The following is a 14,757-nucleotide window of genomic DNA, read 5'->3' on the forward strand; positions in this document are numbered from 1 at the left end:
CCCATCTGTATGCATTGCTATATTTGTAGCATCAGACCACCGCACTCTAGTGTCACTCCCCTCGCATGCGCTGCTCTCTCTCCCTAGGGGCGGGCCTCGCTCGGGCGCTCTGGGGTGCGCCCGTCCCGGCCCGGTTCGGCTCACCCCGGCCCGTATGTGGTCGGGACAGCCGGCCCAGGCGCGACGGGGCACACCCCCGGGGGGGGGGGGGGGGGGGGGGGGGGCGGGGGGGGGCGGGGCGGGGCGGGGCGGGGCGGGGCGGGGCGGGGCCGACTGGGGAAAGTGGGCCCACTTCCGAGTCAGGTGAGGGAATTCAGGGCTTTGGCGTACGTGGGTGGGATGTGGTTGGGGCCGCCGGGGGTGAAGACGTCCGAGTGGGCCACCGCGGACCAGGCCGTCTCCGGGACGGCGTCGACCAGGGCCTGGATCACCGGGGCGTCGCGCCACTGGTCTTGCTCGGCGAGCAGGCCGAGGGCCACCACCGACTCCTCGACCTCGCCCACGCACTCGAACGGCTTGTGCCCGTCCACGCCCAGCAACTCGCGGTAGCCGGGGATCTGCGACTCGTCGGCCAGCAGGTCACCCCCGAAGATGCCCACCACCCGCTCGCGCGGCATGAACGGCGCCATGGCCAGGAAGACGAAGCGGCACTTCGGGCAGTCACGGCACCAGCGCTCACTCGCGTCGCGCAGCTTGAACGCCTGGTTGCAGCTGGTCACCACGTCGTCGTACCTGGTGAACTCGGCGAACAGCCGCGCGATGTGCAGCTCGGACAACGAACGCAGCAGGGAGAAGTACGGGTCGGTCAGGCCGGCGTGCTCGGCCAGCGACGCGCGCAGCAGCCCCTCCGCCTCGACGCCCTTGGACCACTGGTGGTTGATCTCGTGGCCGTTCCAGACCAGGTTCGGGTCGGACGCCGAACGCTCGTTGGACATCACCACCGGGCCCAGCCCGTGCAGGACGGCGGTGGCCACCGCGATCAGGGAGTTGATGGCGGTGACCGGGATGTGCCCGTTCAACGCGCCGGCCGCGTTCAGGTCGAACAGCACCGGGTCGATGCGCCGCCGGGCGGCCAGCGGGACCAGCCCGGACGCCTCGTTGACAGCGACGATCACGTGGTTCGGGTTGACCGAGAACGGCACCGGGTCCAGCTCGGCGCGGCGCAGCGCCTCCAGGCTGACGATCGAGTCCTTACCGCCGCCGACCGCCGAGAGCGGGCGACGGTCCGAGTCGTCGTACACCCGGGGCGACTCCGGGGTGCCGGCCGGAACCTCCGGGCGCAGCTCGAGCACGTGCGGCAGTTGGTTGCGGTACGCGTACTCAGCGAGGCCCTTGGTGTAGACGGTCGTGACGTAGTCGACGGTGGCCGCGCCCAGCGGCGCCGGCAGCACGAGTCGGGGCGGCGCGGCGGCCTTGTAGTAGCTGACCCCGGCGACGAGGTGCAGCACCTCCAACACCCGGTCGAGGGTCGCCACCGTCTCGTCGGAGGGCGGTTCCGCCGGCAGCGGGAGCGTGATCACCTCGGTGAACCGCTGCTCACCGGCCGGGCCGGTCAGGGCGTAGTCGAACAACACCTCGCCGGTGGCGAAGTCGATCGAGTAGGACGGGAAGGTGAAGGCGTCCATCCGCCGGAGCTGCTCGTTGGGCACACGCCATACTAGGCCCTGGTTCGTCCGGCCGTGTCCGGACCGGGCCCGCCCTGCCGCCGCCGTGACCCACGAGGAGAGCCCCGTGCGCCTTTCTGACCTGCGCGGACGTACCGTCGCCGTCTGGGGCACCGGTCGGGAGGGCCGGGCCGCTGTGACCGCCATCGCCGCGCACGGCCCGGCCGAGCTGGTCGCCGTGGACGACAGCGCGAACTTCCTGTCGCTGCCCTGGGACGGCCCCCTGGCCGAGGCGGCGCCGTTGGTCACCGGCGAGGCGGGCTTCGAACGGCTGGCCGCCGCCGACGTGGTGGTCCGCTCCCCGGGCGTGCCCCAGACCCACCCGTGGCTGATCGAGCTGCGTCGCCGCGGGATCCTGGTGACCCAGGGCACCGCGTTGTGGATGGCCGACCACGCCGCGCGCACCGTCGGGGTCACCGGCAGCAAGGGCAAGAGCACCACCTCCAGCCTGATCAGCCACCTGCTCACCGCGATGGGCCGGCCGAACGTCTTCGGCGGCAACATCGGGGTGCCGACCCTGGACCTGCCGGACGCGGAGCTGTACGTGTTGGAGCTGTCCAGCTACCAGTGCAGCGACCTCACCGACTCACCCCGGGTGGCAGTGGTCACCGCGCTCTTCCCCGAGCACCTGGACGCGCACGGTGGGGAACGGGAGTACTACCGGGACAAGCTCAACCTGCTCGCCCACGACCCGCAGACGATAGTGGTCAACGGTGGCGACCCCCGGCTCGCCGCGGAGCTGGGTGAGCTGCCGGCGGTCCGCGCCGGTCGCCCCGACACCACCCACGTCGCCACCGGCGCCGACGGCACGCAGTGGTTCCACGTCGGTGACCAGCCGCTCTTCCCGCGTGCGGTGCTGCCGCTGGTCGGCCGGCACAACGAGGGCAACCTCTGTGTCGCGCTCGCCGTGCTCGACGCGCTCGGCGTGGACGTGGTGGCCGGCAAGGACCACCTGGCCGTCGCGGTCGCCGAGTTCCAGGGGCTGGCCCACCGGCTCACCGAGATCACCGACCCGTCCGGGCTGACGTTCGTCGACGACACACTGGCCACCAGCCCGTACGCGGCCATGCACGCCATCGACGCGTACGACGGGCGGCCGTTGACGGTGATCGTCGGAGGCAACGACAGAGGGCTGGACTACACGCCGTTGGCCGAGCACCTGGCCGAGCGGGAGCTGACAGTCATCGGGATTCCGGACAGCGGCACCCGGATCGTCGAGGTGCTCGCCGGCCTGCCGAAGGTGCGTACCGAACTGGTCGACGACCTGGTGGACGCGGTCCGGCTGTCCCGCGAGGTGACCCCGGCCGGCGGGGTGGTGCTGCTGTCCCCGGCCGCGCCCAGCTACGGCCGGTTCCGCAACTTCGAGCACCGCTCCGAGGTCTTCGCCCAGGCCGTCGCCGACACCGCCCGCTGAGCCCGGCTCAGCCGACGGGCCTGGCCTTCCACGTCAGCGCGGGTGAAGCCCGGCGTGCAGGGCACGCATCGAGCGGATCGCCGAGCGGATCTCCTGGAGGTAGCGCCCCGGCGTGAGCGTCTGCTCGGGCAGCACCGCCAGGTCGGCGAGCGTCGGGTCCACGCCGACCGTGTCGATGGCGCACCCGTACGGCACGGCCAGCGTGCGTAGCGCGTCGCAGTGCTGGAACGGCACGTAGATCGGCGCGGTGACCATCAGGACCTTGTCGCCCGGCGCGAGCCGGACGTGGCCGGCCCAGAACCGCTGGGTGTCGGCGGTGTGGGCCCGCCGCTGGTCGGGTTCGCTGGACGGCGCGGCCAGCACCCGGATCGGCGGCAGCCCGTCCGGTCGGTAGGTCCGCGACGACCAGGAGTGGTGTGGGTGGCCGGCGTCGACGCCGGCCTGCTCGGCCGGGGCGGCCACCTCGAACACCCGGCGGACGGCCGTGTCCAGCACGTCCACCTCGGTCTCGTCGGCCGGCAGGCCCGCCTCGGCGAGCGTGCGTCGTTCCCCGTTCGACAGCGGCCGGAAGCTGCCCAGGACGGCGACCTCGCCGCTCACCGGTAGGCCGGCGCGGAGCAGGTGCGCGGCGTAGCCGACGCGGCGTACGCAGGCGTGCGCCAGGCCGCCGAGCACCACCAGGTGGGCGTACGCCGACCGGGCCGGTGGCACCGGGTGGATCAGCCCGAGCGTGGCAGCCGCGTCGAGCACCAGTGTCGCGGTGGCCGGGTCGAGGTCGGGCTCCCGGGCGTCGGGCCGTTCCCGGCCGCCCCGGAAGTCCCAGTGGCGGGCGGAGAAGTCGTCGAGGAAGCGGAGCACGTCGGTGAGGTCACCGTCGGGCCAGCGGCCACCGAAGTGGGCGACGAGGCCGCGGAGCGGGGTGGAGCAGACCCAGGTCTGGATCTCCGCCGTGATCCGCTCGTCGTCCGTTCCGGTCGACGGCGCCGCGTCCGCTCTGTGCACAGCCGGATGCTACCGGCCCGCCGCGGTGGGGCCGGTGCTTGTGGTTGCTGTCTACGCTGGCGAGAGCGGCTGATTGGGGGATCTCGATGAACCGTGACGTGGCCCGTCAGCGGTTACGGGAGGGCGGCGGTTCCACCGCCGGCTTCGTCCGGCTGGTGGCGCACACCGACCCGGTGGCGTTGGTCGGCATCACGCTGTCGATCACCCTCAGCGTCGTGCTCGACCTCAGCAACGCCGCCTCCGGGGTGGAGTCGCTGCTGGCCGGTCTGATGGGCATCACCATCTCGCTGTTGGTCGACTCACTGGCCCGCGCGGAGCGTCGCTTCCATCTGCGCACACTGTTGGACGGCCCGCCCTGGCTGGTCCGCACCACCACTGAGCTGGCCGGGGCGATGCGGGAGGCGGCCGAGCAGCACGCGGGCACCCGGGTCGCGGTGGAGGCGCAGCGGCGCTACGAGCAGTTCCGGTTGGAGGCCGAGCAGCTCGCTGACGGTCGGATCATCCGGCGCGGTGACGAGGACGAGGACCTGGTCGGCGCGACCCGCGCCTGCGTACGTCGGCTGGACGGGTTGACGAACGTGATGCCTCGGGTGAGCGGGGAGCTGAGCTGGTGGCGCAGTGAGATCGGCCGGCGCTACTGGGAGGCCAACGTGGAGGCCCTGCAACGGGGTGTCCAGATCACCCGGGTCTTCGTCTACGCCAGGTTGACCGACGATTTGTCCGCCCTGGTGGAGAAGCAGCGCGCGGCCGGGGCGCGGGTGGGTCTGCTGCCCCTCGGGGTGGTGAGTCCGCACCTGCACGTGAACTTGACGCTCTGGGACGGGTCGAGCTGTTGGGAGGCCCACATGACCGCGCACGGCGAGATCGGCGAGAATCAGTTCTCGGTCAACCGGACGGACGTCGCTCGGCTCACCCGCGTGTTCGACAGCTGCGCGAACGCCGCAACCTTCCAGGACTGACGGCCCCACCGGGGCGGGAACGGGTGAGCCATGACGTGGAGCGCGGTCCTGCTGGTGACGGCAGTGGTGTGGGCGGTCAGCGTGATCCGCTCCGTCCGGCTCCGCGCGCTGGTCTACAGCCTGCCGCTGCCGATGACGCTCGCCCTGCTCACCACCGATTATCGGGTGGACGGCGCGCAGGTGCTCGGTGTGCTCGGGCTCAATCTCTTCTTCGTCACAGTGGCGGTCACCCACCAGCGGTGGCGTTGGCCGATCCTGCTCGCCGACGTCGCGGGGATCGGCGTCTACGTGGCGCTGAGCGCCGGCCTGTTGGCCGTCCACATTCCGTTCGAGGTGGCCCTCGCCGGCACGCTCGTGCTCTGGCTGGCGGCCATCCTGTGGCTGCGCCGCCGTGCCCGCCGACGTGGTGCTCCCACTGAGGAGACGGTCGCCGTCGCGGAGACCCGCCCGGACGGGCTGCCGGCGTTGCTCAAGCTGGTGGTGATCTTCGTTGGGGCGGTCCTCACCCAACTGCTCGGCGCGGTGCTGCGCGGCATGGTGGTGACGTTCCCGTACTCGGGGGTGCTGGTCGCCGTCGAGGCCCGCCGGCAGTTGGCCGAGTTCAGTCGGCACTTCGCTCGCAACAGCCTCGCGCTGGTCGGCTTCCTCACCGCGTACCACTACCTCCAGGACGTCTCGTCGGCCGCGGCGCTGGGCGCTGGCTGGGCGGCCTTCGCTGTGGTCGCAGCCGCCCTGCACCTGCCGTTGCGCCCCCGACAGGTTGCGCACGCGCGAGCGGCGAGCCGCCCGCCGAGGTCACTGCGGCCGGCTACCGAGCCACAGACACCTACCGGGCTTCCCTGACCAGCTCAGCGATCCGGGTGAGCGGTTCGGCGTACGCGGGCCAGTCGAGGCCGTCGACGCTGAGCGTGGGGCGTCGGCGTACGCCGTCCACCGCGCCCGCGCGCACTATCGCGGTCAGCAGGTCGTACGACCAGGCGGGCTCCAGCAGCGTCCGAAGCTGGGGCACATCCGGGCGGAGCAGTGACAGCGCGCCGACGAGGGCGGCTGCGGCCCAGTTGGACGTGCCGCCGACGAGCAGCGCGTCAGCGCCCACCACGCACCGGATCCGCTCGCCCGAGGCGACCACCCGTCCGATCAGGTCCGCCGGCAGAAGGCCCATGCCGAGTTCGTTGCCGCCGTCGCCGATGCCGATCCGGTAGGCCGACCCGGAGGTATAGAGCCGGTCCAGGGGTGCGGTGTGCGCGCCGATGTCCTCGCCGCGCATGTTGCGGGGCCGACCGTCCACCCCGGGCCCGACCCGTTCGCAGGCGACGAGGTGGGTCAGCCGGCCGTACTCGGGGAGCAGGGCGGCGGCCCACTCCTCGTACCCCCGCAGCGGCGCGACGTCGACCGGCAGGCCCGGCGCGGCGGCGGCGGCCGCCTCGACCACCGGGGCGCAGGGCTCGTCGGTGACGATCCGGCACCGGCCACCGAGCACGCGCAGCGCGGCGGCGATCTGGACCGCGCCGAGCGGGCCGTCGGTCTCCGCGGCGGGTGGCTCGGCGCCGGGGATGAAGAACCCGGTGAACACCGCGGCGTCGGGCGCCGCGGCGGCGGCGAGCGACCGGGCGGCGGCCAGCAGCCCACCCGCTGCGGGCGCGGCCAGCGCCTCGCTGCCCCGGCCCACCTCGCGTGCGGCGACGCGCTCCAGCTCGGCGATCGTCTCTTCGATAGGCACCGTGTGCCTCCCCAGCGGCAGTGGACCAACCCACTGTAGCGGTAGGCGGCCAGGCTGCGGATCGAGTGGACTTTCCCCACAAGTGCTGCGGAAATCATGGGTCGAGGTCGACCCTTGCTGTGGAAACCGTTGACGTGCTGTCAGGTCGGGGCGGCCATGCGCTACAGGCTGACAGTTGTTCGCGTCGGCGGGTGGTGGGAGCGTGCGGTATCCACGAACGCCGCTGAAGGGTTGCCACGATGACCGACGACCTGCTGGCCCGGCATCGGGCCGTGCTCCCGTCCTGGATGCCGTTGTACTACGCCGAGCCGCTCGAGTTGGTCTCCGGCTCGGGCCGCCGGGTCACCGACGCGCAGGGGCGCAGCTACCTGGACTTCTTCGGCGGCGTACTGACGAACATGATCGGGTACGACATTCCGGAGATCCGGGAGGCCGTCGAGCGGCAGCTCGCCACCGGCATCGCGCACACCTCGACGCTCTACCTGATCCGCCAACAGGTGGAGCTGGCCGAGAAGATCGCCCAGCGCTCCGGCATCCCGGACGCCCGGGTGTTCTTCACCAACTCCGGCACCGAGGCGAACGAGGCGGCGCTGCTGGTCGCCACCAACCACCGCCGCTCGCACCAGATCCTGGCCGTGCGCAACAGTTACCACGGCCGGTCGTACGCGGCGATGGGCGTCACCGGCAACCGCAACTGGTCGGCCAGCGGCCTCAACCCGCTGCAGGTGGCCTGGCTGCACTCCGGTGACCGGGTGCGTGGTCTGCTGGCCCGGCTCAGCGCCGACGAGCAGGTCGACGCGGCGGTGGAGGACCTGCGCGAGGTCTTGGCCACCCAGACCGCCGGAGACGTGGCAGCGCTCATCGCCGAGCCGATCCAGGGCGTTGGCGGTTTCGTGCACCCGCCGGACGGGCTCTTCGCCGGCTGGAAGAAGGTCCTCGACGAGCACGGCATCCTGTTCATCGCCGACGAGGTGCAGACCGGCTGGGGGCGTACCGGGGAGCACTTCTGGGGTTACCAGGCGCACGGCGTCACCCCGGACCTGCTCACCTTCGCCAAGGGCATCGGCAACGGGTTCGCCCTGGCCGGGGTGGTCGGCCGGGCCGAGGTGCTGGAGTCGGTGCCGGCCATCAGCTTCTCCACCTTCGGCGGCAACCCGATCTCCACGGCGGCCGGCAACGCGGTGCTCGACTACCTGATCGCCCACGACCTCCAGGCGAACGCGGCCCGCGTCGGCGCGATCCTCGCCGACGGCCTGCGGTCCGCGGTGGGCGGGCTCGACTGCGTCGCCGAGGTACGCGGAAAGGGGCTGATGCTCGGCGTCGAGTTCGTCCGGCCGGGCGGCAGTGAGCCGGATCCGGCGCTGACCAACCGGGTCTTCGAAGCCGCCCGCGACGGTGGCCTGCTCACCGGCAAGGGCGGCCTCCACGGCAACGTGCTGCGGATGGGTCCACCGTTGACGCTGACCGAGGAGGAGGCCCGTGAGGGCCTGGCGATCCTCGTCGACGCGATCCGTTCGGCTGCGGGGGTGGCGGCATGAGCATCGGTCACTTCATCGACGGCAAGCGGGTCGACGGCACGTCGCGGCGGCGCGGTGACGTGTTCGACCCGGCGACAGGTCGGCGTACCGCCGAGGTCGAGCTGGCCTCGGCAGCGGACGTCGACGTGGCGGTGCGGGCCGCCGTCCGCGCGGCGCGGTCCTGGCGGGACGCGTCGCTGGCCCGGCGGTCCGCTGTGCTGTTCGCCTTCCGGGAGTTGGTGCACACCCGGCGGGACCGGCTCGCGGAGGTGATCACCGCCGAGCACGGCAAGGTGCTCGCCGACGCCGCCGGCGAGGTGCAGCGCGGCCTTGAGGTCATCGAGTACGCGTGCGGCCTGCCGTCGGCGCTGCGCGGCGCGTTCAGCGAGAACGTGTCCACCGAGATCGACTCGTACACCATCCGGCAGCCGCTCGGGGTGGTCGCGGTGATCTCCCCGTTCAACTTCCCGGTGATGGTGCCGCTGTGGTTCGTGCCGGTGGCGGTGGCCTGCGGCAACGCGGTGGTGCTCAAGCCGAGCGAGAAGGACCCGAGCGCGGCGCTGCTGCTGGCCGAGTGGTTCGCCGAGGCGGGCCTGCCCGACGGGGTGCTCACCGTGGTCAACGGCGACTCCGAGGCGGTCGACGCGTTGCTGGATCACCCGGAGGTGCGGGCGGTGTCGTTCGTCGGCTCCACCCCGATCGCCAGGTACGTCTACCAACGCGGAACTGCCGCCGGCAAGCGGGTGCAGGCGCTCGGTGGGGCGAAGAACCACATGGTGGTGCTCCCGGACGCCGATCTGGACCTGGCCGCCGACGCGGCGGTCAACGCCGGGTTCGGCTCGGCGGGGGAGCGGTGCATGGCCATCTCGGTGCTGGTGGCTGTGGAGCCGGTGGCGGACTCGCTGGTCGAGCGGATCGCGGCGAGGGTGACCGGTCTGCGCATCGGCGACGGCCGACGGGGCTGCGACATGGGCCCGTTGGTGACCGCCGCGCACGCGGCGAAGGTGCGCTCCTACGTGGACGCAGGTGTCGCCGCCGGCGCGGTGCCGGTGGTGGACGGGCGGGACGTGACGCCCGACGGCGACCCGGACGGTTTCTGGCTCGGCCCGACGCTGTTCGACCGGGTGACCCCCGACATGTCGATCTACACCGACGAGATCTTCGGGCCGGTGCTGAGCGTGGTGCGGGTCGGCTCGTACGACGAGGCGGTTGACCTGGTCAACGCCAGCCCGTACGGCAACGGCACGGCGATCTTCACCAACGACGGTGGGGCGGCCCGGCGCTACCAGCACGAGGTGGAGGTGGGCATGGTCGGGATCAACGTGCCCATCCCGGTGCCGATGGCGTACCACTCGTTCGGCGGCTGGAAGTCGTCGCTCTTCGGCGACCTGCACGCGCACGGCGAGGACGGGGTGCGCTTCTTCACCCGGGGCAAGGTCGTCACCAGCCGCTGGTTGGATCCGCGCCACGGCGGGGTCAACCTCGGGTTCCCCACCCAGACCTGAGCAGTCGCAGCACGCCCGCCCCGGCCAGGTACGCCACCAGCGCCGGGACGGGCGTGCCGAGCGGCTCCGGGGCCTGCTGCGGCGTGGTGCTGTTGATCAGCAGCGCGGCCACCACGGCGGCGTAGCCGGCCACCGCCAATGCCGCCCGGGCCGGGGTGCCCCGAGGGGTCCCCCGTCCGGTGCGGTGGCGGCCGCTGCGCGCCTCCACCGTTCCGAAGATGGCGACCAGCACCGCCAGAACGGCGCTGAGCAGCAGCAACCAGGGCACCCGCCAGGCCCACCAGGCGGCCGTGTCGACCGCCGGGGTGGGCAGCGTCCCGACCGCGTCGAGCAACCCGATCAGCAGGATCGCGGCGGTCAGGTGCCAGAGGAAGACGGTCAGCACCACCAGGTTGACCCCGATCACCACCTGCCACGGCCCGCTGCGGCGCAGCAGTCGTTCGGCCGGGCCGCGCAGCAGCAGGATCAGACCGAGCTGGCCGGCGGCGACGGCCAGCAACGCGAGGCTGGGTGGTGCGGCGTTGTCGAGCCGCTCGTCGGGCACCTTGAGCATGGCCACCGGCCAGGGGCCGAGGACGGTGAGCAGCAGCACCGCGCCCAGCCCGCCGCCCAGGAAGGCCAGACCGGCCCGGTGGGAGGTGGGCAGCCGCCGTCGGCGTACCCCCGGACGGTCGGGAGTCGGCGGCCCGGCAGCGTCGGTCGCGGCAGGTGGTGGCGCGGTTGCGCCGGCCTTCGCGGGCGGTGGCGTCTTCGGGTCGGCAGGTGGTGGCGTGGCGCGGGCGTCGTGCCAGGCGAAGCCGAGCTGGTGGACGGCGAGCCAACCGAACAGGTAGTTGCCGTAACTCAGCTCCTCCGGCCCGCTCAGCCGGCCGAGGTCGCCGAGGCCGACCACCGCGACGAGCACCAGCGGCACGGCCAGGCCGAGGCGGCGGTGCAGCGCGTACATCGGTGGGGTGAGCACGACCGCCGCCAGGTAGGCGACCAGGAACCAGAGCGGAATGGTGGCGAACCAGAACACCTCGCGAATCTGGGTCGGGTCGGCGCCGCGCAGCCGGGCGACCGCCGCGACCGCGGTGAGCACCAGCAGCAGCGTGCTGGTGGGGCGGACCAGGCGGGCACTGCGGTCGATCAGCCAGCCGGCGGAGTCGCCGCCGCGGGCTCGCAGCCGGGTCACCGAGGCCGCGTTGGCGTACCCCCCGACCAGGAAGAAGACCGGCATCACCTGGGCCAGCCAGGTCAGCGGGTACGCCCAGCGCAGGTCGCCGAGCGCGGAGTGCCCGGTGGCCTGCCCGTCGGGGTTGCGCCCGACCACCGTGACGCTCCAGTGTCCGAGAATGACCATGGTGATGGCGAGCGCGCGGAGCAGGTCGACGTACCGTTCCCGCCCAGCCGGGGTGCGCTCGGCCAGCTGGCGCAGACGGCGCATCGCCTCAGGTTAGGCGACCCGGCGGCGGCTGGTGGTGATAACGGTTCGGCCCTCAGGACTTGAAGTCCGAGCCCGGCTGTCGTAGAAATTCTTCAGCAACAGAGCATGAACTGAAGAGAACTACCGTCCCTCGCGCGGCGGACGCCTCCCCCACAGACCGGCGATCCGCCCGACCCGACCCGAGGAGAACCCATGAACAGGCGTGACATCCTGCGGCGCAGCGCCGCCGCCGGCCTCCTGGCCACCCCCGCCGCCGGCCTGCTGTCCGGCTGCGCCACCAGCGGTGGCGGTGACAAGAAGGATGCCGAGACCTACCAGGGCACCAAGAGCGCCCAGAACCCGCTCGGCGTGAAGGAGGACGCCCCACTCGAGGTGGTGATCTTCGGCGGCGGGTTCGGTGAGGAGTACGCCAAGGCCCACGAGGCCATGTACACCGAGAAGTACCCGAAGGCGAAGATCAAGCACTCCTCCACCCAGGAGATCAGCAAGACCCTCCAGCCGCGCTTCGTCGACGGCACCCCGCCGGACGTGGTCAACAACTCCGGGTCCAGCCAGATCGACTTCAACGGCCTGGTCAGCCAGAACGCCCTCGCCGGCCTCGACGAACTGCTGGCCGCCCCGAGCCTCGACATCCCCGGCAAGACGGTCAAGGACACCCTGCTGCCCGGCGCGGTCGAGGTCGGCTCCTACGACGGCAAGTTCCTGGTGCTCAACTACACCTACACCGCCTACGGCATCTGGCACTCCGCCAAGCTCTTCGCCGACCGCGGCTGGTCGTACGCGAAGACCTGGGACGAGCACATCGCGCTCTGCAAGCAGATCAAGGCCGCCGGCATCGCCCCCTGGACGTACGCCGGCCTGCACCCGCGCTACATGAGCTGGCCGCTGATCTCCACGGCCATCAAGTTCGGCGGCCCGTCCGTGGCCACCGCCATCGACAACCTGGAACCGAACGCCTGGAAGTCCGACTCCATGCGTGCCGCCGCCGACGCCTGGCACCAGATCGTCAAGGACAAGTACATCCTGGACGGCTCGCCCGGCCTGGACCACAAGCAGTCGCAGACCGCCTGGTGTCAGGGCAAGGCCGCCTTCATCTCCTGCGGCTCCTGGCTGGAGAGCGAGCAGAAGGACGTCACCCCGGCCGGGTTCAACATGACCATCGCGCCGACGCCGAGCCTGGGCAGCGGCGACAAACTGCCGTTCGAGGCGATCCGGGGCACCGCCGGGGAGCCGTTCATGGTGCCCGCCAAGGCCCGCAACGTCGCCGGTGGCCTGGAGTACTTCCGGACCATGCTCTCCAAGAAGGGCGCCCAGGACTTCACGAGGAAGGTCGCCAGCCTCACCGTTGTCGCCGGCGCCACCGAGGGCGTCGAGCTGCCGTACGGGCTGAGCACGGTGGTCAAGGCCCTCGACGCGTCCGGTGCCAACGGCTTCAACTGGGTCTACAACAACTTCTACCGCAAGTTGGAGCGCAACCTCGTCGACGCGGCGTGCGGCGAGTTCTTCAGCGGCCGGATCGGCCCCGCCGAGTTCCTCGACCAGTGCCAGAAGGGCGCCGACTCGATCGCCCAGGACAGCTCGATCAAGAAGTACAAGCGAGCGGCCTGACCCGCCCGGCCGGTGGGGGAGAGATCCGCCCCCACCGGCCGTACCCCAACGGAGAGGTCCCTCTCGTGAAACATGGCAAGTGGCCGCTTATCGTCACGTTCCTGGTGCCACCGGTGCTGCTGTACGTGTTCTTCGTCGTCTCGCCGTACCTCCAGGCGTTCCAGATCTCCACCACCGACTGGCTCGGCTACTCCGCCGACGCCAACTCCGTCGGCCTGGCCAACTTCAAGACCCTCTGGCACGACGACTACGTGTGGAACGCGCTGAAGAACAACGCGATCCTGCTGGGACTGGTCCCGGTGCTGACCATCGTGCTCGGGCTCTTCTTCGCCACCATGCTCGCCATGGGCGGGCGCAAGGGCAGCGCCGGCGTCACCGGCGTACGCGGCGGCGCGCTCTACCGCACCGTCTACTTCTTCCCGCAGGTGCTCTCCGTGGTGATCATCGCGTTGCTGTGGAAGGAGGTGTACCACCCCAACCAGGGGCTGCTCACCAGCGCCGCACACGCGGTCGGCCTGCCCGCGCCGACCTGGCTCGGCGACCCGGCGACCGCCTTCTGGTGCGTGCTGGCGGTGATGGTCTGGAGCAACGTCGGCTTCTACGTGGTGCTGTTCGGCGCGGCGATGTCGGCAGTGCCGAAGGAGATCTACGAGGCCGTCCTGCTCGACGGCGCGTCCCGGTTCACCACCCTGCGCCGGGTCACCCTGCCGCTGCTCTGGGACACCGTCCAGGTCGCCTGGGTCTACCTGGCCATCTTCGCCCTGGACGGGTTCATCCTCGTGCAGTTGATGACCAACGGCGGGCCGAACTTCTCCACCGACGTGATCGGCGTACGGATGTACGACACCGCCTTCGGCAGCGAGACCAAGTTCGGCTACGCCTCGGCGATCGGCGTGGTGATGTTCTTCCTGACCCTCTCGGTGGCGGTGCTGTCGCTGCGGGTCGGCCGGCGCGAACGAATTGAGTACTCGTGACCACTCTGGATCAGCCCACCGCGACCGCCCCGACTCCGGTCACCAGCGGGGACCGCCCGGTACGCCGGGAACTCGGCGTGGCCAACGCCCTCTCGCACGGCTTCCTGCTGCTCTGGGGCCTGCTCACCGTACTGCCGCTGTTGTGGATGTTCATCAGCTCGTTCAAGACCAACGGTGAGATCCTCGCCGACCCGTGGGGGCTTCCCGGCGCACTGCACCTGGACAACTGGGCGCGGGCCTGGACCGGCGCGCACATCGGCCGGTACTTCATCAACAGCCTGGTGGTGGTGGCCGGTTCGGTCAGCCTGACCATGCTGATGGGCGCCACCGCCGCGTACGTCTTCGCCCGGTACGAGTTCCGCGGCCGCCAGGTCGTCTACTACCTGTTCGTCGGCGGCCTGATGTTCCCGGTGTTCCTCGCCCTGGTGCCGCTGTTCTTCGTGGTCCGCAACGCCGGTCTCTTCAACACCTGGCTCGGGCTGATCCTCGTGTACGCGGCCTACTCGCTGCCGTTCACCGTGTTCTTCCTGACCGCGTTCTTCCGGACCCTGCCGACCTCGGTGGCGGAGGCCGCACTGGTCGACGGCTGCGGTCACTTCCGGCTCTTCTTCCGGGTGATGCTGCCCATGGCGCGTCCGGGACTGATCAGCGTGGCGATCTTCAACTTCCTCAGTCACTGGAACCAGTTCCTGCTGCCGCAGGTGCTGTTGCAGGGCGACGAGTCCAAGTGGATGCTGGCGCAGGGGCTGTTCGCGCTGTCGGTCAGCCAGGGGTACGCCGGCGACTACGCTCGGCTCTTCGCCGGGTTGAGTATCGCTGTGCTGCCGGTGCTCGCTGTCTACGTGGCCTTCCAGCGGCAGGTGCAGTCCGGCCTCACCGCAGGTCAACTCAAGTAGGACTCACCCACCTCTGACCGATCCCGATCACCAGCCCGGCGTGCCGACCAGCGCCTTGATCGCGCTCGATCC

General features: G+C 71.3%; 12 protein-coding genes. 8 read left to right on the top strand and 4 right to left on the bottom strand.

The genetic code is table 11. The annotated features are described in order from the left end of the window. Nucleotides 1–299: 299 nt before the first annotated feature. The gene (locus NIE111_RS26670) at nt 300–1,649 is read right to left on the bottom strand and encodes a MurL-like N-terminal domain-containing (protein ID WP_238687064.1); all 1,350 of its coding nucleotides are present in this window, start codon (nt 1,647–1,649) and stop codon (nt 300–302) included. 82 nt (nt 1,650–1,731) lie between these two features. Here NIE111_RS26670 and murD point away from each other — a divergent pair, with 82 nt between their 5' ends. Next, the gene (murD, locus tag NIE111_RS26675) at nt 1,732–3,078 is read left to right on the top strand and encodes a UDP-N-acetylmuramoyl-L-alanine--D-glutamate ligase (RefSeq protein WP_238687065.1); all 1,347 of its coding nucleotides are present in this window, start codon (nt 1,732–1,734) and stop codon (nt 3,076–3,078) included. A 33-nt stretch (nt 3,079–3,111) separates the two neighbouring features. Here murD and NIE111_RS26680 read toward each other — a convergent pair whose 3' ends face one another. Further along, the gene (locus NIE111_RS26680) at nt 3,112–4,080 is read right to left on the bottom strand and encodes a hypothetical protein (protein WP_238687066.1); all 969 of its coding nucleotides are present in this window, start codon (nt 4,078–4,080) and stop codon (nt 3,112–3,114) included. Between the two features lie 86 nt (nt 4,081–4,166). Between NIE111_RS26680 and NIE111_RS26685 the strand changes: the two genes are divergently transcribed. Then, the gene (locus NIE111_RS26685) at nt 4,167–5,039 is read left to right on the top strand and encodes a hypothetical protein (RefSeq protein WP_238687067.1); all 873 of its coding nucleotides are present in this window, start codon (nt 4,167–4,169) and stop codon (nt 5,037–5,039) included. A gap of 30 nt (nt 5,040–5,069) precedes the next feature. Continuing rightward, a complete protein-coding gene (locus tag NIE111_RS26690; RefSeq protein ID WP_238687068.1) occupies nt 5,070–5,882 on the top strand; it encodes a hypothetical protein in 813 nt (270 codons plus the stop codon). Here NIE111_RS26690 and NIE111_RS26695 read toward each other — a convergent pair. Beyond that, on the bottom strand, nt 5,866–6,759 hold the full coding sequence (locus NIE111_RS26695; protein WP_238687069.1) for a glutamate cyclase domain-containing protein: 894 nt from the start codon (nt 6,757–6,759) through the stop codon (nt 5,866–5,868). The genes NIE111_RS26690 and NIE111_RS26695 overlap by 17 nt on opposite strands. 239 nt (nt 6,760–6,998) lie before the next feature. Here NIE111_RS26695 and NIE111_RS26700 point away from each other — a divergent pair, with 239 nt between their 5' ends. Continuing rightward, entirely contained in the window at nt 6,999–8,297 is a 1,299-nt protein-coding gene (locus NIE111_RS26700) for an aspartate aminotransferase family protein (protein ID WP_210781994.1), read from the top strand. Next, a complete protein-coding gene (locus tag NIE111_RS26705; protein ID WP_238687070.1) occupies nt 8,294–9,781 on the top strand; it encodes a CoA-acylating methylmalonate-semialdehyde dehydrogenase in 1,488 nt (495 codons plus the stop codon). Before NIE111_RS26700 ends, NIE111_RS26705 begins: the two co-directional genes overlap by 4 nt. Here the strand turns inward: NIE111_RS26705 and NIE111_RS26710 are convergent. Beyond that, nucleotides 9,753–11,207 carry an acyltransferase family protein gene (locus NIE111_RS26710; protein ID WP_238687071.1) on the bottom strand — a complete coding sequence of 485 codons (1,455 nt, stop codon included), beginning with the start codon at nt 11,205–11,207 and terminating at the stop codon, nt 9,753–9,755. The genes NIE111_RS26705 and NIE111_RS26710 overlap by 29 nt on opposite strands. Nucleotides 11,208–11,399: 192 nt before the next feature. Here NIE111_RS26710 and ngcE point away from each other — a divergent pair, with 192 nt between their 5' ends. The 3 genes from ngcE to NIE111_RS26725 all read left to right on the top strand — a co-directional run bounded on the left by ngcE (nt 11,400) and on the right by NIE111_RS26725 (nt 14,685). Further along, nucleotides 11,400–12,815 carry an N-acetylglucosamine/diacetylchitobiose ABC transporter substrate-binding protein gene (ngcE, locus tag NIE111_RS26715; protein ID WP_238687072.1) on the top strand — a complete coding sequence of 472 codons (1,416 nt, stop codon included), beginning with the start codon at nt 11,400–11,402 and terminating at the stop codon, nt 12,813–12,815. 65 nt (nt 12,816–12,880) lie between these two features. Next, nucleotides 12,881–13,789: a carbohydrate ABC transporter permease gene (locus NIE111_RS26720; RefSeq protein WP_238687073.1), complete on the top strand. Its 909-nt coding sequence runs from the start codon at nt 12,881–12,883 to the stop codon at nt 13,787–13,789. Then, nucleotides 13,786–14,685, top strand: coding sequence for a carbohydrate ABC transporter permease (locus NIE111_RS26725; protein ID WP_238687074.1), 900 nt, complete (start codon nt 13,786–13,788; stop codon nt 14,683–14,685). Before NIE111_RS26720 ends, NIE111_RS26725 begins: the two co-directional genes overlap by 4 nt. The last annotated feature ends 72 nt before the right edge of the window (nt 14,686–14,757 follow it).

Origin of the sequence: Micromonospora hortensis (assembly GCF_022230935.1) — a bacterium.
In the GTDB taxonomy this organism is placed as follows: domain Bacteria; phylum Actinomycetota; class Actinomycetes; order Mycobacteriales; family Micromonosporaceae; genus Micromonospora; species Micromonospora hortensis.